This window comes from Microbacterium sp., assembly GCF_035556355.1.
Classification (GTDB): domain Bacteria; phylum Actinomycetota; class Actinomycetes; order Actinomycetales; family Microbacteriaceae; genus Microbacterium.
The window spans coordinates 88,558-114,051 of record NZ_DATMFG010000018.1 but is presented as its reverse complement, the minus strand read 5'-3'; the positions used below and the strand labels follow the sequence as shown (position 1 = coordinate 114,051).

Sequence of the window (25,494 nt, the reverse complement as noted above, 5' to 3'; positions counted from 1 at the left end):
ACCCAGCGGCAGTGACGCACGGGGCCCAATATGTCGCGGGCTGAGGCTGGCTACGCCGTGCCGCGGGCCCTGGTCACTGCGGCATCACGCGGCTGTTGCCGGGCGCCGCACGCGCTCGGCGAGGATCGCCCGCCGACGCGAGCCGACGCGCGTGACGAACAGCGTCGCCTCCTCCGGCCCGCGCAGCTTGAGCGCCGTGCGGTAAGCGGCCGGATCGATGTCGACACCGCGCTTCTTGATCTCGAGCTTCCCCACGCCCCGGTCTCGAAGCGCCCGCGAGAGCTCCTTCGTGGCGGCCGGCAGCTCGTCGACCACACGGAACGTCGATACGAAGGGGCTCGTGAGGGCGGCATCCGAGGTCAGGTACGCGATGTGCTCGTCGAGCATCCCCGCATCGAGCGACCGGGCGACCTCGCCGATCAGGCGCGCTCGGATCACCGCCCCGTCGGGCTCGTGCAGGTACGCGCCCAGCGGCCGTACGGGCTCATCCGGGGCATCCGTCGCCGCGGTGAGCTCGTGGGCGGTGTCGTCGCGGATGACGAGCGCGGCGCGCCGCACGCCCTTCCGCGCGAGCGTGCCCGACCACAGGACGAGCTCGATCGTGGAGCCGTCCGCGCTGACCCACTGGGCTTCGACATCGTCGGGGATGACGTCGCGGTCGAGCGCGGGTCCGAGCTTGATGCCGGTCGGCATGCGCGAAGCGAGGTCGAACGCCCAGTCGAGCGGCGGCGACCAGTCCTCGGGGCGTGTGCGCGAAGTCTCTCTGTGCCCCGCGGTACGGCGCGCGGGATCGAGCCACACCGCGTCGACGCCGTCGAGGTCCGCCTCCTCGGCGCGCCCCTGTCGCACCGACACCTGGTCGCCGAAGGGGGCGAGGTTGTACGCGGCGATCGCGGCCGTGATCTCGTCGGCGTCGACCGCCCGCACGTTCAGGCCGAGGGCGGCGAAGCCGAGCGCGTCGCCGCCGATGCCGCATCCGAGGTCTGCCACCGTCTCGACGCCTGCGTCGCGGAAGCGTCCCGCGTGCTTCGCGGCGACAGCCAGCCGCGTCGCCTGCTCCAGCCCCGCCCGTGTGAAGAGCATGCGCTGCGCGAACTCGCCGAACTTCGCCACGGCCCGGTGACGCAGCCGCGTCTGTCCGACGACCGCCGACACGAGATCGGGGGAGTGACCTTCCTTGCGCAGTCGCGTGACGGCGGTCGCGACATCCGCCGTCGACTCGATCGGTTCGAGGCTGTCGAGCAGACGCAGACCCTCGGGGGTCAGCAGCGCGGTGAGCTCGGCGACGTCCATCCGGCCAGCCTACGGCGGCTCGGCGTACGGCATCGTCGGCGGCCGCTTCGGCGATGTCGGGAACTGGCACTCACGTTGCATGAGTGCCAGCGCATCCATAGACTGCTGTTAGCACTCTCAATGTGAGGGTGCTAACGAGTCTTGAGTCTCAAAGGAAAGCAGAGGTAGACCCGTGTCGGTTTCCATCAAGCCGCTCGAGGACCGCATCGTCATCAAGCAGGTCGAGGCCGAGCAGACCACCTCCAGCGGTCTGGTCATCCCTGACACCGCGAAGGAGAAGCCCCAGGAGGGTGAGGTCGTCGCGGTGGGCCCGGGCCGCATCGACGACAACGGCAACCGCATCCCGCTCGACGTCGCCGTCGGCGACCGCGTCATCTACAGCAAGTACGGCGGGACCGAGGTGAAGTTCGGCGCGGACGAGTTCCTCGTTCTCTCGGCTCGCGACGTGCTGGCGGTCGTCGTCCGCTGATGCCGTCGCGCGCGTAGCGCGTTCTGCGAAGAGGGTCGGATGCTGCGGCATCCGACCCTCTCGCTGTCCTCGGACGTTTCGCCTGTGGCCGAGATCGCGCGAGTGACCATTGCCCGGCGCTCGGGTATACGGAGCGCGCAATCTCGGCGGGTGGGCGGGAGGGGCCGACCAGCGGTGCACGCGTCCTAGGCTGGGCCGGTGACCCACGACGTACCCCCGACCCGCGGCGAGGACTCCGCCATGCCGCAGCCGACGGGGAGGGCGGAGACTGCGGGGCCGGAATCGTCGGGCGAGGCATCCGGTGCCGGTCTGACCGACACGGGGGCGATCCGTGCCGCGGAGGCACACGCCGCCCGCGAGCGCACGCTCGGCGGCGTGTACGCGTTCACGGCGTACCTGCTGTGGGGCTTCATGCCCCTGTACTTCCTCGTGCTCGCGCCGACGGGGCCGTGGGAGATCGTCGCGTGGCGAGTGATCCTCTCGCTCGTGTTCTGTGCCCTTCTGCTGACGGTGACCCGCACGTGGGCGCGCCTGTGGCGCATTCTGCGGAACAAGCGGCTCGTGTGGTGGACGGTGCTCGCGGGCGGTCTCATCTACGTCAACTGGCAGGTCTTCCTCATCGCGACGCTCACAGGGCACGTCATCGAGACGAGCCTCGGGTACTTCATCAACCCGCTCGTGACGGTGCTGCTCGGCGTGCTCGTTCTGCGCGAACGCGTCACGGTGACGCAGTGGGTCGCGCTCGGCATCGCGGCCATCGCCGTGATCGTGATCGTCGTCGGGTACGGCTCGTTCCCGTGGATCGCGCTCGCGCTCGCCTTCAGCTTCGGCATCTACGGGCTGGTGAAGAAGCAGATCGGTCCGTCGGTCGACGCGGTGAGCGGCCTCACTCTCGAGTCGCTGTGGCTCACGCCGATCGCGATCGCGCAACTCGTGGTGGTCGGCCTGACGACCGGGATCACGATCGGCCAGGTGAGCGTCGCCCACACTCTGCTGCTCCTGTGCGCGGGGGCTGTCACGGCGACGCCGCTGCTGTTCTTCGCCGCCGGGGCCCGTCGTGCGCCGCTGACGGTGCTGGGCCTCATGCAGTTCGTCGCGCCGGTGATGCAGTTCATCACGGGTGCGTGGCTGCTCGGTGAGCCGATGCCCACGGAGCGGTGGATCGGCTTCGGCCTCGTGTGGGTCGCCCTCATCGTGCTGACGGTGGACTCGCTGCGCAACGCACGCCGGGCTCGTGCGGCCGTGTCGGACGTCGGCGCGATCACCTGACCCGGACACGGCCCCGGGGGCCGGCGGGGTCAGCGCACGAGCCGCGCGATGGCTTCGCTCGCCTCACGGAGCTTGACTTCGGCCTCCTCGCCGCCAGCCTTCGCCGCGTCGACGACGCAGTGCCGCAGGTGGTCGTCGAGCAGTCCGAGCGCGACGGCCTCGAGCGCGCTTGTGAGCGCGCTGACCTGCGTGAGGATGTCGATGCAGTACTTCTCGTCTTCGACCATCTTGTGGATGCCGCGCGCCTGGCCCTCGATGCGCTTGAGGCGGTTGAGGTACTTGGCCTTGTCGCTGATGTAACCGTGGTGGCTGTGCTCGGACGGGGTGGCAGCGGCGGGGACGATGTCGACGGGGCCGATCGTGGTGTCGGTCATCGGGGTGCTCCTTCGGTGCGGTGCGCGAGCGCGGCGGCGGTGCTCGCGGCGGGGGTGATGTCGAGTCGCCGCAGCAGCTGTGCATTGACGGCGACGACGATCGTGGAGAGGGACATGAGGATCGCGCCGACCGACATCGGCAGCACGAAGCCGAACGGTGCGAGCACGCCCGCGGCGAGAGGCACCGAGATGAGGTTGTAACCCGCGGCCCACCACAGGTTCTGCTTCATCTTGCGGTAGCTCGCGCGCGAGAGCTTCATCACCGACAGCACTGCGCGGGGGTCGTCGCCCGCGAGGATGACGCCCGCGGACGCGATCGCGACATCGGTGCCGGCGCCGATGGCGATGCCGACATCGGCCGCCGCGAGGGCGGGAGCGTCGTTGACGCCGTCGCCCACCATCGCGACGCGACGGCCTTCGGCGTGAAGTTCGGCGACCTTGGCGGCTTTGTCTTCGGGCCGGACTCCGGCGAAGAACCGACGGATGCCGAGCTCGGCGGCGACTGCACGGGCGACCGGCTCCGCGTCGCCGGTGATCATGACGACCTCGACTCCGACGGCGTGGAGGGCCGCGACGGCCTCGCGCGACTCGGGGCGGATCTCGTCGTCGAGGCGCAGGGCGCCGATCACCTCGCGGTCGCGGAGGACGTGCAGGACTGTCGCGCCGTCTTCGTGCCACGCGGCGGCCTCCGGCAGCTCGGACGCTCCGTGGTCGGAGAGGAGGCGGGGGCCTCCCACCCGCACTGTCCGGCCGTCGACGCTCGCGCTCACGCCCACCGCTGGGGAGGACGCGAAGTCCGAGGCATCCGGGATCCGCAGACCGCGATCGCCCGCGAAGCGCACGATGGCGCGCGCGAGGGGGTGCTCGCTGTCGGATTCGGCCGCGGCCGCGAGCGCGAGCACGTCGTCCTCACGCGTGTCGTCGGTCGTGGCGATGCCCGTCACAGCGGGCTCGCCCTTCGTGAGGGTGCCCGTCTTGTCGAACAGCACGGCGTCGACGGTGCGCATCGCCTCGAGCGAGAGGCGATCCTTCACGAGGACGCCGCTGCGCGCCGCGCGCTCGGTCGCGATCGCGACGACGAGCGGGATGGCGAGGCCGAGGGCGTGCGGGCAGGCGATCACGAGCACCGTGATGGTGCGCACGACCGCATCGTCGGGCATGCCGATTGCGGTCCACACGACAGCGGTGATGAAGGCGGCGCCGAGGGCGAACCAGAAGAGCCATCCCGCGGCGCGGTCGGCGAGGCGCTGCGCGCGTGACGTCGAGCTCTGTGCCTCGGCGACGAGGCGCTGGATGCCGGCCAGCGCTGTGTCGCCTCCGACCGCGGTGACCTCGACGCGCAGGCCGGAGTCGGTCGCCACGGTGCCCGCCGTCACCTGGTCGCCGACGCCGCGCGCGACGGGGCGCGACTCGCCCGTGATCATGGACTCGTCGACGTCGGCCGTTCCCTCGATGACGCGGCCGTCCGCGGGGATGCTCGCGCCCGGGCGCACGAGGACGACATCGCCGACACGCAGATCGGAGGGGGAGACCGTGACGATCTCGCCGTTCTCGATGCGCTCGGCGACATCGGGAAGGAGCGCCGCGAGCGAGTCGAGTGCGGAAGACGTCTGCGCGAGCGATCGCATCTCGATCCAGTGCCCGAGGAGCATGATCACGATCAGGAGTGCGAGTTCCCACCAGAAGTCGAGCTCGGGGTGGAGCAGGCCGAGGCCGGCGCCGAGAGACGCGAAGAACGCGACCGTGATCGCGAGCCCGACCAGCAGCATCATGCCGGGACGGCGTGCGCGGAGTTCGCTCACGGCACCCACGAGGAACGGCGAACCGCCCCACACGTACATCACGGTGCCGAGGACCGGAGGGATCCACGCGACGATCGCCGCATCGGGCAGCTCGTACCCGAGGATCATCGCGAACACCTGCGAGAACCCGACGACCGGCACGGCAAGCGCGAGCATGATCCAGAACAGGCGCCGGAACTGTGCGACATGGTCGGCGCCGTGGTGCGCGTGGCCGTGGCCCTCGTGGGCGCCGTGGCCCTCGTGGGCGCCGTGACCCTCCTGGGCGCCGTGACCCTCGTGGGCGTCGTGAGCTGAGGCGTGGTGCATGTGCTCGCCGTGCGCCTGCTCGTGCCCTGCGTGTTCGTGCTCCGTCGGCATCGTGTGGTCGGTGTGGCCTGCGTCCGCCGCGTGCACCGCGTGCGCCGAATGCGTCGGGTCGTGCTCGCTCATGCTCACTTCCCCTCGCTCCTGCTGCCGCGGAATCTCCGCAGCCGCAGGCTGTTGCCGACCACGAACAGGCTCGAGAACGCCATCGCCGCGCCCGCGATCATCGGATTGAGGAGCCCGAGCGCCGCGAGCGGGATCGCCGCCACGTTGTACGCGAACGCCCAGAAGAGGTTGCCCTTGATCGTGCCGAGCGTGCGGCGCGCGAGGCGGATCGCCTCGGCGGCACTGCGCAGGTCGCCGCGCACGAGGGTGATGTCGGAGGCCTCGATCGCGGCATCCGTGCCCGTTCCCATCGCGAGGCCCAGGTCGGCCTGCGCGAGCGCGGCGGAGTCGTTCACACCGTCGCCCACCATCGCGACGACACGGCCCTCGCCCTGCAGCCCGCGGACGACCTCCGCCTTCTCGCTCGGCAGCACTTCGGCCACCACCCGGTCGATGCCGACCTCGGCTGCGACACGCTCGGCGGCCGCGCGGTTGTCACCTGTGAGCAGCACAGGCTCGAGGCCGAGGGAGCGCAGCTCCGCGACCGCCGCTGCGCTCGTCGTCTTCACGGTGTCGGAGACGACGAGGATCCCGCGTGCGACGCCGTCCCACGCGACGACGACGGCCGTGCCGCCGGCCGCTTCAGCGGCGGCGTGCGACTCGGCGAGCGTCTCGTCGAGCCTGACGCCCCACTCGCGCAGCAGCGGCGGGCGACCCGCGACGACCTCGTGCCCGTCCACGACGCCGGACACGCCGAGGCCTGGCGTGCTCTGGAAGGCCTCGACGGCGGGCAGGGTGCCCACCTCGTCGGCGGCGGCCGCGGCGATCGCTCGGGCGATCGGGTGCTCCGACGCGGCCTCGAGCGCTCCGGCGAGCCGCAGCAGTTCCTGTCGATCTACGCCCGCAGCGCCTATCACGTCGGTCAGCGCCATGCGCCCGGTCGTCACGGTGCCCGTCTTGTCGAGAACGATCGTATCGGCGCGTCGTGTCGACTCGAGGACCTCCGGACCCTTGATGAGGATGCCGAGCTGTGCGCCGCGACCCGTGCCCACGAGGAGCGCGATCGGGGTGGCGAGGCCCAGCGCGCACGGGCACGCGATGATGAGCACCGCGACGCCCGCGGTGAATGCGCTGCTGACCGGGAAGCCCAGCAGCAGCCACGTCGTGACGGTCGCGACGGCGATCACGAGCACGATCGGGACGAACACGCCCGAGATGCGGTCGGCGAGACGCTGCGCGTGGGCCTTGCCCGACTGGGCCTCCTCGACGAGGCGCGCCATCTGCGCGAGCTGCGTGTCGGCGCCGACGCGCGTGGCGCGCACGACGAGTCGGCCGCCCTCGTTGACCGTCGCACCCAGCACGGAGTCGCCGGGCTCGACCTCGACGGGGACCGCTTCGCCCGTCATCGCGGACGCATCGACCGCAGAAGTCCCCGAGACGACCACGCCGTCCGTCGCGACCTTCTCGCCGGGGCGCACGACGAACTGGTCCCCGACCCGCAGCTCCCCGATCGGGACGCGCACCTCGACGGTCGATCCGCCGTCGCCGCGGAGCACCGCGACGTCTTTGGCACCCAGGTCGAGGAGTGCGCGAAGCGCAGCACCGGCCCGGCGCTTGGAGCGCAGTTCGATGTAGCGCCCCGCGAGCACGAACGTCGTGACCGCCGAGGCGACTTCGAGGTACATCGCCGACTCGGCGGCGCCCGGGCGGATGATCCACTCGAACGACTCGGTCATTCCGGGCATCCCCGCCCCGCCGAGGAACAGGGCGTACAGCGACCACACGAACGCGGCGGAGACACCGAGCGAGATGAGGGTGTCCATCGTCGCGGCGCCGTGTCGCAGGTTGATCCACGCGGCGCGGTGGAACGGCCACGCCGCCCACATGACGACCGGCGCCGCGAGTGCGAGCGACGCCCACTGCCAATACGTGAACTGGAGCGCGGGCACCATCGCGAGCACGACGACCGGCACCGAGAGCACGATCGCGCCGATGAGCCGCTGCCGCAGCGACGACAGTTCGGGGTCGTCGGGCTCGTGTCGATCGCGCTCGTCGGCCGGGGGAGCGGGGACGGATGCCGTGTACCCGGCCTTCTCGACCTCGTCGATGAGCGCGGCCGCGTCGAGCCCGGGAGGGCCCTCGACGACCGCCTTCTCGGTGGCGTAATTGACGCTCGCCACGACGCCGTCGAGGCGGTTGAGCCGCTTCTCGATCCGCGCCGCGCACGACGCGCACGTCATGCCGCCGATCTCGAGCTCGAGACGAGCGTCGGAAGGCCGGACGACGGACATCAGGCGCGGACCGCGGAGTACCCCGCCTCGTCGACGGCGGCGATCACGGCGTCGTCGACGACGGGGGCTGCGGATGTGACGATCAGGCGGCCGCTCGCGGCGCTCACGTCGATCGACTCGACGCCGTCGAGCTTCGAGACCTCGCCGCGCACCGCGTTCTCGCAGTGGCTGCAGCTCATGCCGGTCACCTGGTACTCCGTCGTGATCATGTCTCTCCTCATGGATGCTGTGCCGGCTGTGCGCGGCGGTTGCGATTCCGAATACCCCCTGGGGGTACCTGCGTGGTGCAAGTCTACGTGAGCCTCAGACATTCCCGGGTCGCGGAATCCGCGGCATCCGCGGGGACGATCTCGACACCGTTACACATCGTTAACGAAAGGCAACATTGCCGACGCCGCGGTGCGGTTAGGTTAGGTGAACTGGGGCGGCTTCCCGAGGTCGCCCCGCGTTCATACACAGCAAGGAGCAACATGAGCGGCTTCATTCGTTCGCGCGCGGGGAAGGCGATCGGCGGCATCGCCGCCGTCGGAATCAGCGCGCTCTTCCTCGCCGGCTGCACCGGCACCGGTGGCGGCGGAGACGCCTCGCAGCCGGCGGATCAGGATCGTGACGAGCTCACCCTCAAGATCGGCACGGCTCTGCCCCAGACGGGCAACCTCGCGTTCCTCGGCCCGCCCGAGGAGGCCGGTGTCGCGTACGCGGCCGCGCAGGTCAACGAGGTGTCCGACACCACGGGCCTGACGCTCGAAGTCGTCTACGGCGACTCGGGCGACACCGACAACAAGGCGTACGAGACCGAGATCCCGCGCCTGCTCGGTGAGGACGTCTCGGCCATCATCGGCGCGGCGTCGTCGGGTACGTCGCTCCAGTTCATCGACCAGGTCGTCGGTGCGGGCGTCATCCAGTTCTCGCCCGCCAACACCTCCGACCAGTTCACGACGTACGACGACAACGGCCTGTACTTCCGCACGGCCCCGTCGGACGTTCTGCAGGGCGAGGTGCTCGGCAACCTGATCGCCGAGGACGGCAACCAGACGCTCGGCATGATCGTGCTGAACGACTCGTACGGCACCGGTCTCGCCAAGTACGTCACCGAGGCGTTCGAGGCCGCCGGCGGCGAGGTCGTCGCGGCGCCCACGTACAACACGGGTGACACGACGTTCGACGCCCAGATCTCCGAGGTCCTCGCGGCCGACCCCGACGCGATCGCGCTGATCACGTTCGAGGAGATCACGACGATCCTCCCGAGCCTGTTCGGTCAGTTCCCGGCCGACAAGCTGTACTTCGTCGACGGCAACCTGTCGAACTTCGGCGACGACTTCCCGCCCGGGTCGCTCACGGGTGCGAAGGGCACGCTCCCCGGCCTGTCGATCGACACGATCAGCGACTTCACGAACGCGCTCGACGAGTTCGTCGCGTCCGAGGGTATCGAGCCGCTGACCGAGTACAGCTACGCCGCGGAGTCGTTCGACGCGGTCATCCTGCTCGCGCTCGCCGCGCTCGCTGCCAACTCGACCGACCCGGCCGACATCGCTGCGAAGCTGATCGAGGTCTCGGGCGGCGAGGGCGACGGTGAGAAGTGCACCACCTACGCCGAGTGCGCCGAGATCATCATCGGCGGCGGCGTCGCCGACTACGACGGCGTGTCCGGTCCGATCACGTTCGACGAGGTCGGCGACCCGACCGAGGCGTCGATCGGCATCTACCAGTTCGGTGAGGACAACAACTACGCGGCCTACGAGGGCTGATCCTCTCTGACACACGGCGCCCTCGGGTCTTCGGACCCGGGGGCGCTGTCGTGTGCGCGCTTCGTCTCGCTGCGCTCGCTCAGCGACCGGAGAGAAGTGGAAGCCTCGCTCCTCGCTCAGCGCCGGACACGACGGAGGGGGCGGATGCCGCAGCATCCGCCCCCTCCGTCGTTCGAAGTCTCAGCGCCTCACGTGCCGAGCGTGCCGAGGTAGAGCTCGGTGACCTTTGGGTCGTTGAGCAGGTCGCGTCCGGTGCCCGTGTAGGCGTCGCGGCCCTGGTCGAGGACGTAGCCGCGGTCGCAGATCTGCAGGCAACGACGCGCGTTCTGCTCGACCATGATGCACGTGACGCCGGCCTTGTTGATCTCGGAGACGCGGATGAACGCCTCGTCCTGCCGGACGGGGGACAGACCCGCGGAGGGCTCGTCGAGGAGCAGCACCTTGGGGTCCATCATGAGCGCGCGGCTCATCGCGACCATCTGACGCTCACCGCCCGACAGCGAGCCCGCGCGCTGCTTGAGACGCTTGCCCAGCTCCGAGAAGATGCCCGTCACGAACTCGAGGCGCTCCTTGTAGATGCCCGGCCGCTGATAGAGGCCCATCTGGAGGTTCTCTTCGATCGTGAGACTCGGGAACACGTTGTTGGTCTGCGGGATCATGCCGACGCCGCGTGCGACGAGCTTGTTCGCACGCAGGCCCGTGATGTCTTCGCCCTCGAGCTCGATCGTGCCCTTGCGGACCTGCACCTGGCCGAAGATCGCCTTGAGGAGCGTCGACTTGCCGGCGCCGTTCGGGCCGATGATGCCGATCAGCTCGCCTTCGTAGGCCTCGAGCGAGCAGCCATTGAGGATGTTGACGCCCGGGAGGTATCCGGCGTGCACGTCCCTGATCGCGACGACCGGGGTGCTGGTGGCGGTAGGGGTGCTCACTTGCCCTCCTCCTGCTCTTCTTCTTCGGCGATGCCCTCTTCGACGATCGCGTCGGCGCTCGCGTCGGCGGATGCCTCGGCATCCGTCGTCGGGTCGGCCTGGATCACGTCGATGCGTCCGGTCACGACGCCGAGATCGAGCTCCTGGTGCGCACCGAGGTACGCGTCGACGACCGCGGGGTTGCGCATGACCGAGTACGGATCGCCTTCGGCGACGATGCGACCCTCCGCCATCACGACCACCCAGTCGGCGATGTGGCGGACCATGTGCATGTCGTGCTCGACGAACAGCACCGTCATGCCCTCGTCCTTGAGGTCGAGGATGTGGTCGAGCAGGGACTGCGTCAGCGCGGGGTTGACGCCGGCCATCGGCTCGTCGAGCATCACGAGCGTGGGATCGGTCATGAGCGACCGCGCCATCTCCAGCAGCTTGCGCTGACCGCCCGACAGGCTCGCCGCGAAGTCCTCGGCCTTGGTGTCGAGCTTGAACTTCGCGAGGATGCGCATCGCGCGCTCTTCGAGCTCGGCATCCTGCTTGCGCCATAGCGCCGGGATGAGGCTCGACCAGAAGCGCTCGCCGCGCTGCCCGTTGGCGCCCAGCTTCATGTTGTCGAGCACCGTCAGCAGGCCCAGCGCCTTCGTGAGCTGGAACGTGCGCACCAGGCCCATGCGGGCGACCTTGTAAGCGGGCATTCCCGACAGGGAGTGGCCGTTGAAGCTCCACGTGCCCTCGTCGGGCTTGTCGAAGCCCGTCAGCAGGTTGAAGAGCGTCGTCTTTCCGGCACCGTTCGGACCGATGAGCGCCGTGATCGCACCGCGCGGGATCTCGAGGTGATCGACGTCGACCGCGTTGACGCCGCCGAACGAGCGGCGCACGTTGTCGGCGACGATGATCGGGTCGACCTTCTTGCAGCCGGGCTCGGCGTCGCCGATGTGCAGGCCCGTGGTCTTGGGCCTCGGGATGGGCGAGGTCATCGTCGGCTGGGCGCCGGTCTGCGGGGACTCGGCGCCGACGGGCGTGGCGCCCGTGCCGTTCGGAGTGTCACTTGACAAAGGTCAGCTCCTTCTTGTTGCCGAGGAGGCCTTGCGGCATGAAGATCACCAGCAGCATGAGAGCGACGCCCACGAGGATGAAGCGCAGCGTTCCGGCCTGGATCTGGCTCAGGCCGAACAGCAGCCCCGCCGAGGCGAGCGCCGGGAGCACGTTGCTGAGGAAGGTCTGCAGCGCCCAGAAGATGAGCGAGCCGAGCAGCGGCCCGAACACGGTCGCCGCTCCGCCCAGCAGGAGGGCTGTCCAGACGAAGAACGTGAGCGAGGTCACGTAGACGCCGGGGCTCACGGCGGATGGCAGCGCGTACACGATGCCGCCGGCCGCGGCGAGGACGCCGCCGAGCACGAGTGCCTGGAGCTTGTACGAGAAGACGTTCTTGCCGAGCGAGCGCACGGCGTCCTCGTCCTCACGGATGCCCTTGAGCACGCGGCCCCACGGGCTGTGCGTGAGCATCCACACGACCAGCACCGCGATGCCGATCGTGACGAGGCCCATGATGCGCACCCACCAGCCCGTGTCGTTGTAGGTCCACGGGCCGAAGCCGTAGGTGCCCTCGGGGAGCGGGTTCGACGCGCGGAAGCTCGCGTGGTAGCCGCTCAGGCCGTCGGCCGAGCCCGTCACCTCGTCGAAGGCGGTCGTGAGGAACAGCAGTCGCACCACCTCGGCGGCCGCGATCGTCACGATCGCGAGGTAGTCGCCTCGCAGTCGCAGCGTCGGGATGCCGAGGATCAGTGCGAACACGGCCGCGGCCACGAGGCCGATGATCGCCGCGAGCCACCATTCGAAGCCGAAGGTGAGGATCGAGATCGCGTAGCCGTACGCGCCGATGGCCATGAAGCCCGCGATGCCCATGTTGATGAGGCCCGCGTAGCCGAAGTGCACGGCCAGGCCGAGCGCGGCGAGGGCGTACCCCATCGTCGCCGGACTCAGGATCGACGAGGCGGTGTTGGAGAGGATCTGCAGCCAGTCCATGGGGCGCCCTTAACCTATTCTCTCTCGCCGACCGAGGATGCCCTGTGGTCGGAACAGCAGGATGACGATGAGGATGAACAGTGCGCTCGCGTACTTGAGGTCCGCCGGGATCCACAGCGTCGACACCTCGACGAGGACGCCGACGATGAGCGCGCCGACGAGGGCGCCGAACGCGGTTCCGAGACCACCGAGCACGACAGCCGAGAACATCAGCAGCAGCACCTGCGCGCCCATGTCCCACTTGATGCCGGGTCGGTAGTACGCGTAGAGGATGCCGGCGAGGCCGGCGAGGCCGCCCGCAAGGGTCCACACGACCCGCACGACGAAGTCGACGTCGATTCCGGATGCCGCGGCCAGCGACGGGTTGTCGGAGATCGCCCGCGTGGCCTTGCCCAGCCGGCTGCGGGTGAGCCACAGCGCGAAGGCGACGATCACGACGATCGCGATGCCGATCGAGGCCATGTCGATCACGCTCAGCTGGACCGCACCGAAGAGCGGGATCTTCTGCTCGGACGCGCCGGGAAGCTGTCGCGTGCCGCCGCCGATGAAGATCTGGAAGGTGTAGCGCAGCGCGAGCGAGAGGCCGATGCTCACGATCATGAGCTGCACGAGGCCCACGCGTTTGCGGCGCAGCGGACGCCAGAGTATGACGTCGAGCACGAGGCCGAGCAGCGCGCTCAGGATCACGGCGAAGGGATACCCGAGCCACCACGGCAGCGCGAGACTCGCCGGACCGACGAGGAACACCGCCGCGATCGCGCCGAAGGTCACCATCTCGCCGTGGGCGAAGTTCGAGATGCCGGTCGTGCCGTACACAAGCGACAGGCCGACCGCGGCGAGTGCGAGCATGAGGCCGAAGCTGAGGCCCTGCACGACACGGGCGACGAGCTGGTCGAAGAAGCTCGTGACGTTGCGCTGGCCTTCGCCGATGAAGAAGTTGACCGTCACGCGGCCACCGGGGCCGACCGTGACCTCCTTCACGTTGGGCGTCTCGTCTTCGGGGTCGACGACGGCGATTCCTTCGGGGAGCGTCTCCTCATCGAGCGTCACCGTGTAGTCGGCGTTGCGCTCGGGAACCCCGACGCGCCATTGGCCGTTCTCGTTCGTCTCGACCTCCTGCTCGCCGCCGGGGCCGTCGATCGTCAGCCGCACGCCTTCGAGCGGCTCGCCGTCGAGCTGCACATTGCCGCTGATGCGGTACGGATCGTCATCGTCGGCGTACGCGGATGCGGCCGGCAGGAACAGCCCCAGCAGCATCATCGCGAGGGCCGCGAGCGCGACGATCGTCCGTGCGCTCGGACGGCGCAGAGCGGTCTCAGTCGTAGGACCCAATAGAACCTCCCATGTCGGCACCGCGCACCGAAGGTCCGGGTCGCATCGGCCGTGATGAACGACGGTACGAGAGTAATGTGTCGAGTCTGTTTCGCCCAATCACATCCGTGCGACGTGACCGAATCGGAACGTCGGGGGGTGGGGCATCCGCCATTCTGCGCCTTTCGGCGCACTCAGCCGGCGGGGAATCTTTTCCCAGGCGCCCCGCTTAGAATCAGGTACGGAGCGCCTCCGCGCACCGGCCGCCGCCGTCCACTCTCGAGCACCGCGCCCGATGCATCCGCAAAGTGCGCAGGAGAATCCATGGAGCACAACGACCCGTTCGGTTTCGTCGGACTCACCTACGACGACGTCCTCCTTCTTCCCGGTCACACCGACGTGATCCCGAGCGAGGCCGACACCTCTTCGCGCGTGACGCGCCGCATCACCGTGGCGACGCCGCTTCTGTCTGCCGCGATGGACACGGTGACCGAGGCGCGCATGGCGATCGCGGTCGCACGTGAAGGCGGCCTGGGAATCCTGCACCGCAACGCCTCGATCGAGGAGCAGGCGGCGATGGTCGACCGCGTCAAGCGCAGCGAGTCGGGCATGATCACCGACCCGATCACGACGACTCCGGACGCGACGATCGACGAGGTCGACGCGCTGTGCGCGAAGTACCGCATCTCGGGTCTCCCTGTCGTCGACGAGGAAGGGCGCCTGCTCGGCATCATCACCAACCGCGACATGCGCTTCGTGTCGGGCTTCGAGCGCCAGACGACGAAGGTGCGCGATGTCATGACCAGCGAGGGGCTGGTCACCGGTCGCGTCGGCATCGGCGCGAACGAGGTCATCGCGCTGTTCGCGCAGCACCGCGTCGAGAAGCTGCCGCTCATCGACGACGACGGCAAGCTCGCCGGCCTCATCACCATCAAGGACTTCGACAAGAGCGAGAAGTACCCTCTCGCTACCAAAGACGAGCAGGGCCGCCTCCGTGTCGGCGCGGCGATCGGCTTCTTCGGCGATGCGTGGCAGCGCGCCGAGGCCCTGCGCGATGCGGGTGTCGACGTCCTCGTCGTCGACACCGCGAACGGCCAGTCGGCCGGCGTGATCGAGATGATCAAGCGCATCAAGGCGGACTCGTCGTTCGACCACATCGACGTCATCGGCGGCAACGTCGCCACGCGCGAGGGCGCGCAGGCGCTCGTCGAGGCGGGAGCGGATGCCGTCAAGGTCGGCGTCGGTCCGGGCTCGATCTGCACGACCCGCGTCGTCGCCGGCGTCGGCGTCCCGCAGGTGACCGCGATCTGGGAGGCCTTCCAGGCCACGCGGGAGGCCGGCATCCCGGTCATCGCCGACGGTGGTCTCCAGTACTCGGGCGACATCGCGAAGGCTCTCGTCGCGGGTGCCGACACCGTCATGATCGGATCGCTGTTCGCCGGCACCGACGAGGCTCCCGGCGAGATCGTGTTCCAGGGCGGCAAGCAGTTCAAGCAGTACCGCGGCATGGGCTCGCTCGGAGCCCTGCAGACGCGCGGCAAGAAGACGTCCTACTCGAAGGACCGCTACTTCCAGGCCGACGTCCCCACCGACGACAAGCTCATCCCGGAGGGCATCGAGGGCCAGGTCGCGTACCGCGGTCCGGTTTCGGCGGTCGCGTACCAGCTCGTGGGCGGCCTGCGTCAGTCGATGTTCTACGTCGGTGCGCGCACGATCGAGGAGCTCAAGGCCAAGGGCAGGTTCGTGCGCATCACGGCGGCCGGGCTCAAGGAGTCGCACCCGCACGACGTTCAGATCGTGGTCGAGGCGCCGAACTACAAGAAGTGAGCCGGCTCGGCGGCGCGGGGCATCCGCCGCTACCCTGATCCGCATGATCAGGCAGCGCCGACACCCCGCCGCAACGCAGGGCGCGACGCGGCTCGAGGCGTTCACCGACGGGGTCTTCGCGATCGCGGCGACCCTGCTCGTGCTCGACCTCACGACGTACTCGCTGGGCGAGATCGACTCCGACACCGAGATGTGGGCCGCGCTCGGGCGGATGTGGCCCCTGTTCGGCAACTTCGCACTGAGCTTCGTGCTGCTGTGCCTGCTGTGGATGGTGCACGTCCAGCAGTTCGAGCATGTCGCTCGCGTCGACTCCGTCCTCGTGTGGCTCAACAGCGCCCGGCTGCTGTTCATCGTGCTCGTGCCGTTCGCGACGAACCTCACGACGGAGTACTCGGAGTACCTCGCCGGGCGGATCGCGATGCCGCTCGCCTTCTTCTTCTCGATCCTGTTCGGCTGGTTGCAGTGGATCTGGGCCGTGCGGCATCACGAAGTGATGCTTCCCGACCTGACCGTGGCGGAGGCGCGGTCGCTCGGCCGGGGAGCGCTCAGCGCCGTCATCATCGGCGGCATCGTGGTCGCGGTCGCGCCCTGGATCGGCTCCGTGGCCTTCGTGCTGTTCTTCTTCGACGGCGTCTTCACGCGCGTCCTGCGGGGCAAGACGACCTACTAGGTCGATCAGGGGTTCCGGATGCCGCGCCCCGGCGTATCGTCGGGGCTATGTGCCGCAACATCCACACGCTCCACAACTTCGAGCCCGCCGCGACGCCCGACGAGGTCCACGCGGCGGCGCTGCAGTACGTGCGCAAGATCGCCGGAACGACGAAGCCCTCCAAGGCGAACCAGGAGGCGTTCGATCGCGCCGTCCACGAGATCGCCCACATCACCCAGCACCTCCTCGACGACCTCGTCACGACGGCTCCGCCCAAGAACCGCGAGGTCGAGGCGGCGAAGGCGCGCGAACGCGCGGTGAAGTCCGGGCGCTACGCAGCCGCGTGAGGTGCGGCATCCGTCATTCCACTCCACCGGTCGTGATCGAGCGAAGCGAGACGAAACGCGCTGAGGTAGTCTGATCGGCTCCCCTCTCGGCCGTCGCGGTGCCGGGGGAGCAGACAGGGATCACCGTGGGCTACATCGACATCGCCTCCGTCTCGTTCGCCTTGCCGGACGGGCGACCGCTCCTGGACGAGGTCTCGTTCCGCGTCGGCGAAGGCTCGACGACGGCGCTCATCGGGCAGAACGGCGTCGGCAAGACGACGCTGCTGCGCATCATCCGCGGTGAGCTGGCTCCGCTGTCCGGGGCGGTCTCGATCGACGGCGGTCTCGGCGTCATGGACCAGTTCATCGGGCACGGCGAGCCCGGTGAGACCGTGCACGACCTGCTGATCGCGGTCGCGCCCGAGCGCGTGCGGCGCGCCGCGCGCGAGCTGGAGGACTCCGAGGCGGCGATCATCGAGCGCGACGACCTCGACACGCAGATGCGCTACGCGGCGGCGCTCGCGGAGTACGCCGAGGCGGGCGGATACGAGTACGAGACGGTGTGGGACACGTGCACCGTCGCGGCGCTCGGCGTGCCATTCCCGCGCGCGCGGTTCCGCGAGCTGACGACGCTGTCGGGAGGCGAGCAGAAGCGCCTCGCGCTCGAGGCCCTGCTGCGCGGGCCCGACCAGGTGCTGCTGCTCGACGAGCCCGACAACTACCTCGACGTGCCGGGCAAGCGCTGGCTCGAGGAGCGCCTGCGCGAGACGAACAAGACGGTGCTGCTCGTCTCGCACGACCGGGAGCTTCTCGCACGGGCCGCCGACCGCATCGTGACGCTCGAGGCGGGCGGCGCGGGGAGCACCGCATGGGTGCACGGCGGAAGCTTCGCTACCTACCACCGGGCGCGCGAGGAGCGCATGGCACGCCTCGACGAGCTGCGCCGGCGGTGGGACGAGCAGCACGCGAAGCTCAAGGCCCTCGTGGCCGACCTCAAGGTCAAGGCGGCTGCCAACGACGGCTTCGCCTCGCGGTATCGCGCCGCGCAGACGCGCCTGCGGATGTTCGAGGACGCCGGTCCGCCGCTCGAGCGCCCGAAGGAGCAGAGCCTCGACGTCCGTCTGCGGGGCGCCCGCACGGGGCGACGCGCGGTCGTCGCCGAGCAACTCGAGCTCACGGGCCTCATGAAGCCGTTCGATCTCGAGGTGTGGTTCGGCGACCGTGTCGCCGTGCTCGGCTCGAACGGGTCGGGCAAGTCGCATTTCCTGCGCCTGCTCGCGCGTGGCGGCACGGATCCGGATGCGCGGCTCGGCCACGTCACGTCGGTCGGCGAGACGCTCGTGCCCGTGCCGCACACGGGCCGCGCGATCCTCGGTGCGCGCGTCGTGCCCGGGTGGTTCGCGCAGACGCACCGGCACCCCGAGTTCGCAGGGCGGACGCTGCTCGACATCCTGCACCGCGGTGAGGACGCCCGCCCGGGCATGCAGCGCGACGCCGCGAGCTCGGCGCTGGACCGCTACGGCCTCGTCGCGCAGGCGCTGCAGACCTTCGACAGCCTCTCGGGCGGGCAGCAGGCGCGGTTCCAGATCCTGCTGCTCGAGCTCTCGGGCGCGACGCTCCTGCTCCTCGACGAGCCGACCGACAACCTCGACCTCGTGTCGGCCGAGGCGCTGCAGGACGCCCTCGCGCGCTTCGAGGGGACGGTCCTCGCCGTGACGCACGACCGGTGGCTCGCGAAGTCGTTCGACCGGTTCCTCGTGTTCGGGGCCGACGGCCGCGTCTTCGAGTCCGACGAGCCGGTGTGGGACGAAGGACGGGTCGCGCGGGCGCGCTGACGAAGGGTGGCGGATGCGGCATCCGTCGAATCCCCCGCGTGAGCCCGGGAACCCGCCCGGTAGGCTGGACAGGTGAGCATGGACATGGAACTGGGCCGCGCGAAGCGCGCCCGGCGGGCCTACACGTTCGACGACATCGCTGTCGTGCCGTCGCGCCGCACGCGCAACCCCGAAGACGTGTCGACGGCCTGGTCGATCGACGCCTTCCAGTTCGACATCCCGGTGCTCGGCGCACCCATGGACTCGGTCGTGAGCCCCGCGACCGCGATCAAGCTCGGCAAGCTCGGAGGCCTCGGCGTCCTCGACCTCGAGGGTCTGTGGACGCGATACGACGACCCCGAGCCGCTCCTTGCCGAGATCGCGTCGCTGAACGACGGCGACGCGACGAGGCGGATGCAGCAGCTCTACTCCGAGCCGATCAAACCCGAGCTCGTACGCGACCGCCTCGCCGAGATCCGCGCGGGCGGGGTCACCGTCGCCGGCGCCCTGACGCCGCAGCGCACGCAGGAGCTGTACGAGACCGTGGTCGCGGCGGGCGTCGACCTCTTCGTCATCCGCGGCACGACCGTGTCGGCGGAGCACGTCTCGAGCGTCGACCAGCCGCTCAACCTCAAGAAGTTCATCTACGACCTGGACGTCCCGGTCATCGTGGGCGGCGCGGCGACGTACACCGCCGCGCTGCACCTCATGCGCACGGGAGCCGCGGGCGTGCTCGTCGGGTTCGGCGGCGGCGCGGCGTCGACGACGCGCGCGACGCTCGGCATCCACGCGCCCATGGCGACCGCCGTCTCGGACGTCGCGGGTGCGCGCCGCGACTACCTCGACGAGTCGGGCGGGCGCTACGTGCACGTCATCGCCGACGGCGGCGTGGGAACGTCGGGCGACATCGTGAAGGCGCTCGCGATGGGCGCCGACGCCGTCATGCTCGGGGTGGCGCTCGCGCGCGCGACGGATGCCCCGGGCCGCGGCTATCACTGGGGTCCCGAGGCGCACCACGCGAAGCTTCCGCGCGGCCACCGTGTCAAGGTGAAGCAGGTCACCGACCTCCAGGCGCTCCTGTACGGACCGGCGCCAGTCGCGGACGGCACCGCGAACCTCGTCGGGGCGCTCAAGAAGTCGATGGCGACGACGGGCTACTCCGACCTGAAGGAGTTCCAGCGCGTCGAGGTCGTCGTCGCGCCGTACGGCGCCGGATGACCGATCCCGCCGGACCGGTGACGGTAGGCGACGCCGAGCCGGAGGTCTTCCCGCCCACACTCCGCGAGGTCATGCTGCGGCCGCGCTGGCTCGCGCTCCTCGGCCTGTGCCTCGTGGTCGCGGGAGTCTTCGCGTGGCTCGGGCAGTGGCAGCTCGGCCGCGCGATCGACACGACGCCGGCCCCTCCCGGGTCGACCGAAGAGGTGCGCCCGATCGCGGACGTCGTGGCGCCGGGGGAGTACCTCGCCGGGCCGCTCGTCGGGCAGCGGGTGACCGCGACCGGCACGTGGGTGCCGGGAGACTTCATCGTGGTGTCGTCGCGCTTCAACCACGGCGAGGAGGGCTACTGGGTCACCGGCCAGCTCCGCATCGCCGACACCGAGACGCCGACTTCGGTCGCCGTCGCGATCGGATGGGCGGCCACCGAGGCCGACGCTCTGGCGGCGATCGAGGAGCTCGAGGCGGAGGCCGCGGCGCCCTTCACGAATCCGTTCGCCGTCACCGGGAGGCTGATCTCCGACGAGGGCCCCGCCCTGCCGCCGCGCGGGGCCGACCCGCAGACGATGACGCGGATGTCTCCCGCGGCGCTTCTGTCGCGGTGGCACGACACCGGGGGGCTCGACGTCTACCGCCCGTACCTCGCGGCCGAGATCGCGCAGGGTCCGCTCGTCGACATCTCGTCGCCGGCGCCCGATGACGGCTCGGACCTCAATTGGCTCAACATCTTCTACGCCGTCGAGTGGGCGGTGTTCGCAGGGTTCGCGTTCTACCTCTGGTACCGCCTCGCGCGCGACGCGTGGGAGCGGGAGCTCGAGGAGCTCGCCGAGGGCGAGGGCGAGGGCGAGAGCGAGGACGAGAGCGAGGCGGAGTAGGACCCCTACGCCGGCGTCGCGGCGAGCAGCGCCTTCGCCGAGATCGACCGGCGGCGCGTCACCGCAATGAGCGTCGCGGCGAACGCGAGCAGCGACCAGATCGCGAGTCCCGCAACGCCCGCTCCGACACCCGACGCCTCGGTCAGCGCGCCCAGCATCGCGGTGTAGGCCGGGGCGGTCGGCAGCATGCCGGCGAGGTTCGACAGCACCCCCGGCACCGTCGAGACGATGCCGGTCGCGACCGCGAGCACACCCACGAGCGCAGCGATCCAGCGACCCGCGCCGCCGAACACCGCGACGAGTGCCTGGTTCACGGCGGCGAACGCGACGCCCGCGGCGACGCAGATGGCGGCGAAGATCGACCACTCCGCGAGGTCGTACGACGCGGCGAGTTGCACGACGCCCGCGACGAGCAGCCCCTGCAGGGCGCCCAGCCCAGCGGCCGGTGCGAGGGTGCGCAGCGCGAGCAGCGCCGACGGCGCGCGCGACGTGAGCGTGCGGCGCGTCACCGCCTGCAGCGCGACGAACGTGCCGAGCCCGCCGAACCACAGCGCGAGGGTCGCGAGCAGCGGGACGGCCGAAGCGCCGAACAGCGAGGCGCCCACGCCCTCCGCCTCGACCGGGGCGGCGACGACGTCGGCGAGGCTCGTCGCCTCGGCATCCGTGTACGACGGGAGCGACTCGGATGCCGTCGCCAGCCCGTCCGCGAGCTGAGCGGTGCCGTCGGACAGCTGCTCGAGCCCCGACGCGAGTCCGTCGGCGCCGTCCGCCGCGGAGGATGCGCCGCTCGCGAGCTGCGCGCCGCCCGATGCGAGCTGCGATGCGCCCGATGCGAGCTGCGAGACGCCTCCCGCGGCTTGGTCGGCTCCCCCGGCGAGGGCGTTCATCCCGCCCGCGACCTGCTGCATGCCGCCCGAGATCGCCTGCAGCCCGCCCGCGAGCTGCGGCAGCCGGCTCAGCCCCCCGATGCCCTCCGCGATCGTGTCGGACTGCCCGATGACCCCCTGCACGGTGGGCAGCGCCGCGTTCGCCTGGTCGGCGATGGCCGACAGCTGCGCGCAGAACTCGGCAGAGGCGCCCTGCGCCGCGCAGTTCGCGGCGAGCTCGGTGAGGGCGGTCGACGCATCCGTCACCGTCTTCTGGATCTCCTCCGTGTTCTGCGCGAGCTGGTTCGCCATGTCGACCATGTCCTGTGGAACCTGCGGTGCCTGCGACAGCCCGCCCGCGATCGTCGAGAGGTTGGTCGCGAGGGTCTGCGTGCTCCCGGCGAGAGCGCGCGCTCCGCCCGCCCACTCGCCGAGGCCGTCGCCGGCCGATCGGGCACCCCCGGCCCATGCGTTCAGGCCCGACGAGAGCTCGCCCGCGCCCGATGCCAGCTGCCGTACGCCGTCGGCGAGGCTCACGGCGCCGGATGCCGCGTCGCCGGCCCCGTCGGCCAGGTCCTGCGCGCCTTCGGCGGCCGTGCCGAGCTCGTCGCCGAGCGTCGTGAACCCGAGGAAGACGTTCTCGAGATAGACCGCCGAGAGCTCCTGGCCCATGAGCGAGGCCGCCGCCTGAGTCACCTGTGCCGTGATGGCGTCGTCGACGATGAGCGAGTCGGGCGCGGTTGCGACCTCGATCGTCGCGCGCTCGGGCGTCTCGCCCGGCTGTGTGGAGGTCGCAGCGGCCGAGAAGTTCGACGGGATCGTCACGACCGCGGCATACGTGCCGTCGGCGAGGCCCTCGGCCGCGTCCTCCGCGTTCGAGATCGTCCACGAGAGGTTGCTCTCGATCTCGTCCGAGCCCTCGACGAGCCCGGCGGTGAGCTGGCGCCCGAGGGGCACCGTCTGGCCGTCGATCGTCACCGGTTCGTCCTCGTTCACGATCGCGGCCGACATCGCGTCGAGGCGCTCGGCCGGGTTGTACAGGGCGGCGACGAGCACTCCGCCGATCACGACGGGCAGCAGCAGCACGCCGATGAGCGTCAGCCACGTCACGGGCCGGCGCGCGCGTGCGCGCTCGAGGGGGAGGTTCATGCGGTCACCTCTGGATTCAGAGCGGAAGACGAGCGGTCGAGGTCGAGCACGTCCGCGCGCGGACGGCGGGCCTCGACGAGGAGGGAATGCGCGGCGGCGGGGTCGGATGCCGCGACCACGACGGTCACCGGAGCGGCGTCGCGCAGCACGGCGGCCGCGCGGTCCCGCTCGGGCCCGGGGGCGATCGCGTCGGCGCTGTCGATCACGACGATGCGCGTGCCCCCGCGGACGGCCTCGCGCAGCTCGGCGACGGGATCGTCGGCGCCCGCGAGGGACGCGACGCCCACATGTGCGCGCACCCACGGGGCGCGACCTGGGAGCAGATGGCCCGCGACGCGCAGGCGACCCTCGGTGGGCTCGAGGCGCCCTGCGATCGTGAGGAGCAGAGCCGTGCTCGCGCGGGCGTCGGACGACGTGACGATGAGGGACTCGCCGGGCTCGACGCGGAGGTCGACGCCGCGGAAGATCGCGATGTCGTCGGCGCTCGCGCCGAGGTCCTCGGCGACGACCGCGGCGGTCGTGTTCGGCTCGGGCCAGTCGGCGAGTGAGAGCTCGCGCTCGACCGCCTCGCCCTCGATGTCGAAGTGGGGGAGCATCCTGTCGAGCCGGCGGGGCATCCACCACGCCTTGTCGCCGAGGAGCGTCATGACGGCCGGCACGAGGGTCATGCGCACGAGGAACGCGTCGACCGCGATGCCGACCGCCAACCCGAGCGCGATCGGCTTGATCGATGAGTCGCCTTCGGGCACGAACGCCGCGAACACGGCGAACATGATGACCGCCGCCGCGGTGACGACGCGGGCGGACGCCGTGAAACCCGACCGCACCGCGCCGATCGCGGTCGCCCGGTCGGCGCGTCCGCGGCGGGCGCGCGACGCGTGCACGTAGTCCTCGCGCATGCGCGACACGAGGAACACCTCGTAGTCCATCGCGAGGCCGAACAGCACGCCCATCAGGATGATCGGCATGAACGAGATGACCGGTCCGGTCCGCGTGACGTGCAGGAGGTCCGCGCCCCAGCCCCACTCGAAGACCGCGGCGACGACGCCGAACGCGGCGACGACCGAGAGCAGGTAGCCGAGCGCCGCCTTGATCGGTACCCAGATCGAGCGGAAGACCACCATGAGCAGGATCAGCGAGAGGCCCACGACGAACAGGCCGAAGGGCAGCAGTGCGGCGCCCAGTCGGTCGGAGATGTCGATGCCGACCGCTGTGAAGCCGGTGACCTTCAGCTCGACGCCGTATTCGTCCTCGAGCTCGACGGCGAGCGCGCGCAGGTCGCGCACGAGCTGCGCCGTCGCGGGGTCGTCCGGCGCGGTCTCGGGCACGATCTGGATGAGGCCCGTGTCGGCGGTCTCGTTCGGGGTCGCCAGTGCGACCTCCTTGACGCCGTCGACCTTCTCGACCTCGACGGCCAGGTCGTCCATGAGCCCGAGCGGGTCGGTCGAGGTGACGATCGTGCCGGTCATGATGAGCGGGCCGTTCGAGCCCGGGCCGAAGTGCTCGGCCGTCAGATCGTAGGCCTGGCGAGCCTGGCTCGAGGGCGGCTGCACGCCGGCGTTGGGCAGGGCGAGCGCGAGGCTCGAGGCGGGTACGGCGAGCACGCCCAGGCCGACGACGACGGCGATGGTGGTGACGAGCGGATGCCTCGTCACGAGCATCACCCACCGGTTCGGACGCTTCGCGGCGGATCCCCGCGGTCGCTCGGGGGCCGGGTCGGGGCCCGGCTCGGTGGCCTTCGTCTCCGGTCGCTGAGCCTGTCGAAGCGACCTCGTCCCCCGCTTCGGACCGAACCCGGCGCTCAGCGCCCGGTGCCCCCACCCCGCGACGCGGCCCTTCGCGAACCCGAGGAGCGCGGGCGTCAGCGTGACCGCGACGGCTACGGCGATCGCGACCGCGACCGCGGCGGCGATGCCCATCGTCGTGAGGAACGGGATGTTCGCGAAGGCGAGGCCGATGAGCGCGATGAGCACCGTGACGCCCGCGAACACCACGGCGGAGCCCGCCGTGCCGGTCGCCCGGGCGGCGGACTCCTCGGGCTCGACGCCCGCGCGAACCTGGTCCTGGTGGCGGGCGACGATGAAGAGGGCGTAGTCGATGCCGACCGCGAGCCCGAGCATGATCGCGAGCATCGGGGTGGTCGACGAGATCGAGGCGAACGCGGTCGACACGTAGATGAGCGCGATCGCGAGCCCGACGCCGATCAGGGCGCTCATGAGCGGGAACCAGGCGACTGCGAACGAGCGGAAGGTCACGATGAGGACGAACAGTGCGATGAGCACGCCGACGGCCTCCGTGATCGACAGCGTCGGGACGGAGATCGAGAAGAGGTCGCCGCCCATGGCCACGCGCGAGCCTTCGGGAAGCTCGGCGCGCAGGTCCGCGGCGACATCCTGCAACGCGGTCTTCGTCTCGGCGGGGACGTCGGTGGTCTGGCCGTCGAACTGGAGCCGCACGATCGCGGCCGCGCCGTCGTCGGACACCATGCCCGAGACCATCTCGTCGAACGGGTCGGTGACCGCGAGCACGCCGTCGAGGTCGCCGAGCTCGTCGACCGCATCCGCGATCGCCGTCGCGTACGGATCGTCGGACACCTGCGCGCCGTCGGCGGTGACCAGCACGAGCTGGGCGCTGGTGCCGCTCGCCTGCGGGAAGGTGCGGTCGAGAAGCTCGATGCCCTCCTGGGCCTCGGTGCCGGGGATCGTGAAGGTGTTGTCGGTGCCCTTCATGAACAGCAGCGCAGCGCTGCCCGCGATGAGCAGCAGCACCACCCACGAGACGAGGACGCGCCACGGGTGACGGTACGACCAGCGCCCGAGGGCATACAGAAGGGTGGACAAGAGCGCCTCCGTGCGAA

At 70.4% G+C, this 25,494-nt stretch carries 20 protein-coding genes; 9 read left to right on the top strand and 11 right to left on the bottom strand.

Translation table 11 applies throughout. From position 1 onward, the window contains the following. Positions 1 to 84: 84 nt before the first annotated feature. The gene (locus VNR19_RS03910) at positions 85 to 1,293 is read right to left on the bottom strand and encodes a class I SAM-dependent methyltransferase (RefSeq protein ID WP_325724080.1); all 1,209 of its coding nucleotides are present in this window, start codon (positions 1,291 to 1,293) and stop codon (positions 85 to 87) included. 172 nt (positions 1,294 to 1,465) lie between these two features. On the opposite strand from VNR19_RS03910, the gene groES reads away from it, so the two are divergent. Further along, positions 1,466 to 1,762: a co-chaperone GroES gene (gene groES / locus VNR19_RS03905; protein WP_325032458.1), complete on the top strand. Its 297-nt coding sequence runs from the start codon at positions 1,466 to 1,468 to the stop codon at positions 1,760 to 1,762. Between the two features lie 198 nt (positions 1,763 to 1,960). Beyond that, positions 1,961 to 3,031, top strand: a complete 1,071-nt coding sequence (gene rarD, locus VNR19_RS03900) for an EamA family transporter RarD (RefSeq protein WP_325724078.1) — start codon at positions 1,961 to 1,963, stop codon at positions 3,029 to 3,031. A 29-nt stretch (positions 3,032 to 3,060) separates the two neighbouring features. Here rarD and VNR19_RS03895 read toward each other — a convergent pair whose 3' ends face one another. Genes VNR19_RS03895 through VNR19_RS03880 form a run of 4 tightly spaced genes read right to left on the bottom strand, consistent with a single transcriptional unit; the run spans position 3,061 to position 8,115 of the window. Next, complete coding sequence (locus VNR19_RS03895) at positions 3,061 to 3,405, bottom strand: metal-sensitive transcriptional regulator (protein WP_325724076.1); 345 nt, start codon at positions 3,403 to 3,405, stop codon at positions 3,061 to 3,063. Further along, positions 3,402 to 5,636 (bottom strand): heavy metal translocating P-type ATPase, encoded by a 2,235-nt coding sequence (locus VNR19_RS03890; protein WP_414684114.1) that lies wholly within the window; start codon positions 5,634 to 5,636, stop codon positions 3,402 to 3,404. The genes VNR19_RS03895 and VNR19_RS03890 overlap by 4 nt, the downstream gene beginning before the upstream one ends. Before the next feature lie 2 nt (positions 5,637 to 5,638). After that, positions 5,639 to 7,906, bottom strand: a complete 2,268-nt coding sequence (locus VNR19_RS03885) for a heavy metal translocating P-type ATPase (protein ID WP_325724074.1) — start codon at positions 7,904 to 7,906, stop codon at positions 5,639 to 5,641. Then, positions 7,906 to 8,115, bottom strand: coding sequence for a heavy-metal-associated domain-containing protein (locus tag VNR19_RS03880; RefSeq protein ID WP_325724072.1), 210 nt, complete (start codon positions 8,113 to 8,115; stop codon positions 7,906 to 7,908). The genes VNR19_RS03885 and VNR19_RS03880 overlap by 1 nt, the downstream gene beginning before the upstream one ends. Before the next feature lie 261 nt (positions 8,116 to 8,376). Here VNR19_RS03880 and VNR19_RS03875 point away from each other — a divergent pair, with 261 nt between their 5' ends. Next, positions 8,377 to 9,654 (top strand): ABC transporter substrate-binding protein, encoded by a 1,278-nt coding sequence (locus VNR19_RS03875; protein WP_325724070.1) that lies wholly within the window; start codon positions 8,377 to 8,379, stop codon positions 9,652 to 9,654. A gap of 188 nt (positions 9,655 to 9,842) precedes the next feature. Here VNR19_RS03875 and VNR19_RS03870 read toward each other — a convergent pair whose 3' ends face one another. From VNR19_RS03870 to VNR19_RS03855, 4 genes are all read right to left on the bottom strand, one after another. Continuing rightward, positions 9,843 to 10,583 (bottom strand): ABC transporter ATP-binding protein, encoded by a 741-nt coding sequence (locus VNR19_RS03870; RefSeq protein WP_325724068.1) that lies wholly within the window; start codon positions 10,581 to 10,583, stop codon positions 9,843 to 9,845. Further along, a complete protein-coding gene (locus tag VNR19_RS03865) occupies positions 10,580 to 11,557 on the bottom strand; it encodes an ABC transporter ATP-binding protein (protein WP_325724116.1) in 978 nt (325 codons plus the stop codon). Before VNR19_RS03865 ends, VNR19_RS03870 begins: the two co-directional genes overlap by 4 nt. A gap of 67 nt (positions 11,558 to 11,624) precedes the next feature. Then, positions 11,625 to 12,605, bottom strand: coding sequence for a branched-chain amino acid ABC transporter permease (locus VNR19_RS03860; protein WP_325724066.1), 981 nt, complete (start codon positions 12,603 to 12,605; stop codon positions 11,625 to 11,627). A 9-nt stretch (positions 12,606 to 12,614) separates the two neighbouring features. Next, positions 12,615 to 13,862, bottom strand: coding sequence for a branched-chain amino acid ABC transporter permease (locus VNR19_RS03855; protein ID WP_414684117.1), 1,248 nt, complete (start codon positions 13,860 to 13,862; stop codon positions 12,615 to 12,617). A 378-nt stretch (positions 13,863 to 14,240) separates the two neighbouring features. Here VNR19_RS03855 and guaB point away from each other — a divergent pair, with 378 nt between their 5' ends. The 6 genes from guaB (at position 14,241) to VNR19_RS03825 (ending at position 20,622) form a co-directional block, all read left to right on the top strand. Next, positions 14,241 to 15,743, top strand: a complete 1,503-nt coding sequence (gene guaB, locus VNR19_RS03850; protein WP_325724064.1) for an IMP dehydrogenase — start codon at positions 14,241 to 14,243, stop codon at positions 15,741 to 15,743. Positions 15,744 to 15,786: 43 nt separating this feature from the next. Continuing rightward, positions 15,787 to 16,413 (top strand): TMEM175 family protein, encoded by a 627-nt coding sequence (locus VNR19_RS03845; protein WP_325724062.1) that lies wholly within the window; start codon positions 15,787 to 15,789, stop codon positions 16,411 to 16,413. Positions 16,414 to 16,460: 47 nt separating this feature from the next. Then, positions 16,461 to 16,739, top strand: coding sequence for a DUF2277 domain-containing protein (locus tag VNR19_RS03840; protein ID WP_325724060.1), 279 nt, complete (start codon positions 16,461 to 16,463; stop codon positions 16,737 to 16,739). A 125-nt stretch (positions 16,740 to 16,864) separates the two neighbouring features. Further along, positions 16,865 to 18,553: an ABC-F family ATP-binding cassette domain-containing protein gene (locus tag VNR19_RS03835; protein WP_325724058.1), complete on the top strand. Its 1,689-nt coding sequence runs from the start codon at positions 16,865 to 16,867 to the stop codon at positions 18,551 to 18,553. 78 nt (positions 18,554 to 18,631) lie between these two features. Next, positions 18,632 to 19,750 (top strand): GuaB3 family IMP dehydrogenase-related protein, encoded by a 1,119-nt coding sequence (locus VNR19_RS03830; protein WP_325724112.1) that lies wholly within the window; start codon positions 18,632 to 18,634, stop codon positions 19,748 to 19,750. A gap of 71 nt (positions 19,751 to 19,821) precedes the next feature. After that, positions 19,822 to 20,622 carry an SURF1 family protein gene (locus VNR19_RS03825; protein WP_325724110.1) on the top strand — a complete coding sequence of 267 codons (801 nt, stop codon included), beginning with the start codon at positions 19,822 to 19,824 and terminating at the stop codon, positions 20,620 to 20,622. 5 nt (positions 20,623 to 20,627) lie between these two features. On the opposite strand, the gene VNR19_RS03820 is transcribed toward VNR19_RS03825, so the two are convergent. Both VNR19_RS03820 and VNR19_RS03815 read right to left on the bottom strand, forming a co-directional pair. Then, on the bottom strand, positions 20,628 to 22,637 hold the full coding sequence (locus tag VNR19_RS03820; protein WP_325724056.1) for a YhgE/Pip family protein: 2,010 nt from the start codon (positions 22,635 to 22,637) through the stop codon (positions 20,628 to 20,630). Next, entirely contained in the window at positions 22,634 to 25,477 is a 2,844-nt protein-coding gene (locus tag VNR19_RS03815) for an MMPL family transporter (RefSeq protein ID WP_325724054.1), read from the bottom strand. Before VNR19_RS03815 ends, VNR19_RS03820 begins: the two co-directional genes overlap by 4 nt. Between the last annotated feature and the right edge of the window lie 17 nt (positions 25,478 to 25,494).

Bases quoted from the DNA above. Each gene is read 5' to 3' on its own strand.
- VNR19_RS03910 (WP_325724080.1), bottom strand. From the start codon at position 1,293: ATGGACGTCGCCGAGCTCACCGCGCTGCTGACCCCCGAGGGTCTGCGT.
- VNR19_RS03895 (WP_325724076.1), bottom strand. From the start codon at position 3,405: ATGACCGACACCACGATCGGCCCCGTCGACATCGTCCCCGCCGCTGCC.
- VNR19_RS03890 (WP_414684114.1), bottom strand. From the start codon at position 5,636: ATGAGCGAGCACGACCCGACGCATTCGGCGCACGCGGTGCACGCGGCG.
- VNR19_RS03885 (WP_325724074.1), bottom strand. From the start codon at position 7,906: ATGTCCGTCGTCCGGCCTTCCGACGCTCGTCTCGAGCTCGAGATCGGC.
- VNR19_RS03880 (WP_325724072.1), bottom strand. From the start codon at position 8,115: ATGATCACGACGGAGTACCAGGTGACCGGCATGAGCTGCAGCCACTGC.
- VNR19_RS03875 (WP_325724070.1), top strand. From the start codon at position 8,377: ATGAGCGGCTTCATTCGTTCGCGCGCGGGGAAGGCGATCGGCGGCATC.
- VNR19_RS03865 (WP_325724116.1), bottom strand. From the start codon at position 11,557: ATGACCTCGCCCATCCCGAGGCCCAAGACCACGGGCCTGCACATCGGC.
- VNR19_RS03860 (WP_325724066.1), bottom strand. From the start codon at position 12,605: ATGGACTGGCTGCAGATCCTCTCCAACACCGCCTCGTCGATCCTGAGT.
- VNR19_RS03855 (WP_414684117.1), bottom strand. From the start codon at position 13,862: ATGCTGCTGGGGCTGTTCCTGCCGGCCGCATCCGCGTACGCCGACGAT.
- guaB (WP_325724064.1), top strand. From the start codon at position 14,241: ATGGAGCACAACGACCCGTTCGGTTTCGTCGGACTCACCTACGACGAC.
- VNR19_RS03845 (WP_325724062.1), top strand. From the start codon at position 15,787: ATGATCAGGCAGCGCCGACACCCCGCCGCAACGCAGGGCGCGACGCGG.
- VNR19_RS03840 (WP_325724060.1), top strand. From the start codon at position 16,461: ATGTGCCGCAACATCCACACGCTCCACAACTTCGAGCCCGCCGCGACG.
- VNR19_RS03830 (WP_325724112.1), top strand. From the start codon at position 18,632: ATGGACATGGAACTGGGCCGCGCGAAGCGCGCCCGGCGGGCCTACACG.
- VNR19_RS03825 (WP_325724110.1), top strand. From the start codon at position 19,822: ATGCTGCGGCCGCGCTGGCTCGCGCTCCTCGGCCTGTGCCTCGTGGTC.
- VNR19_RS03820 (WP_325724056.1), bottom strand. From the start codon at position 22,637: ATGAACCTCCCCCTCGAGCGCGCACGCGCGCGCCGGCCCGTGACGTGG.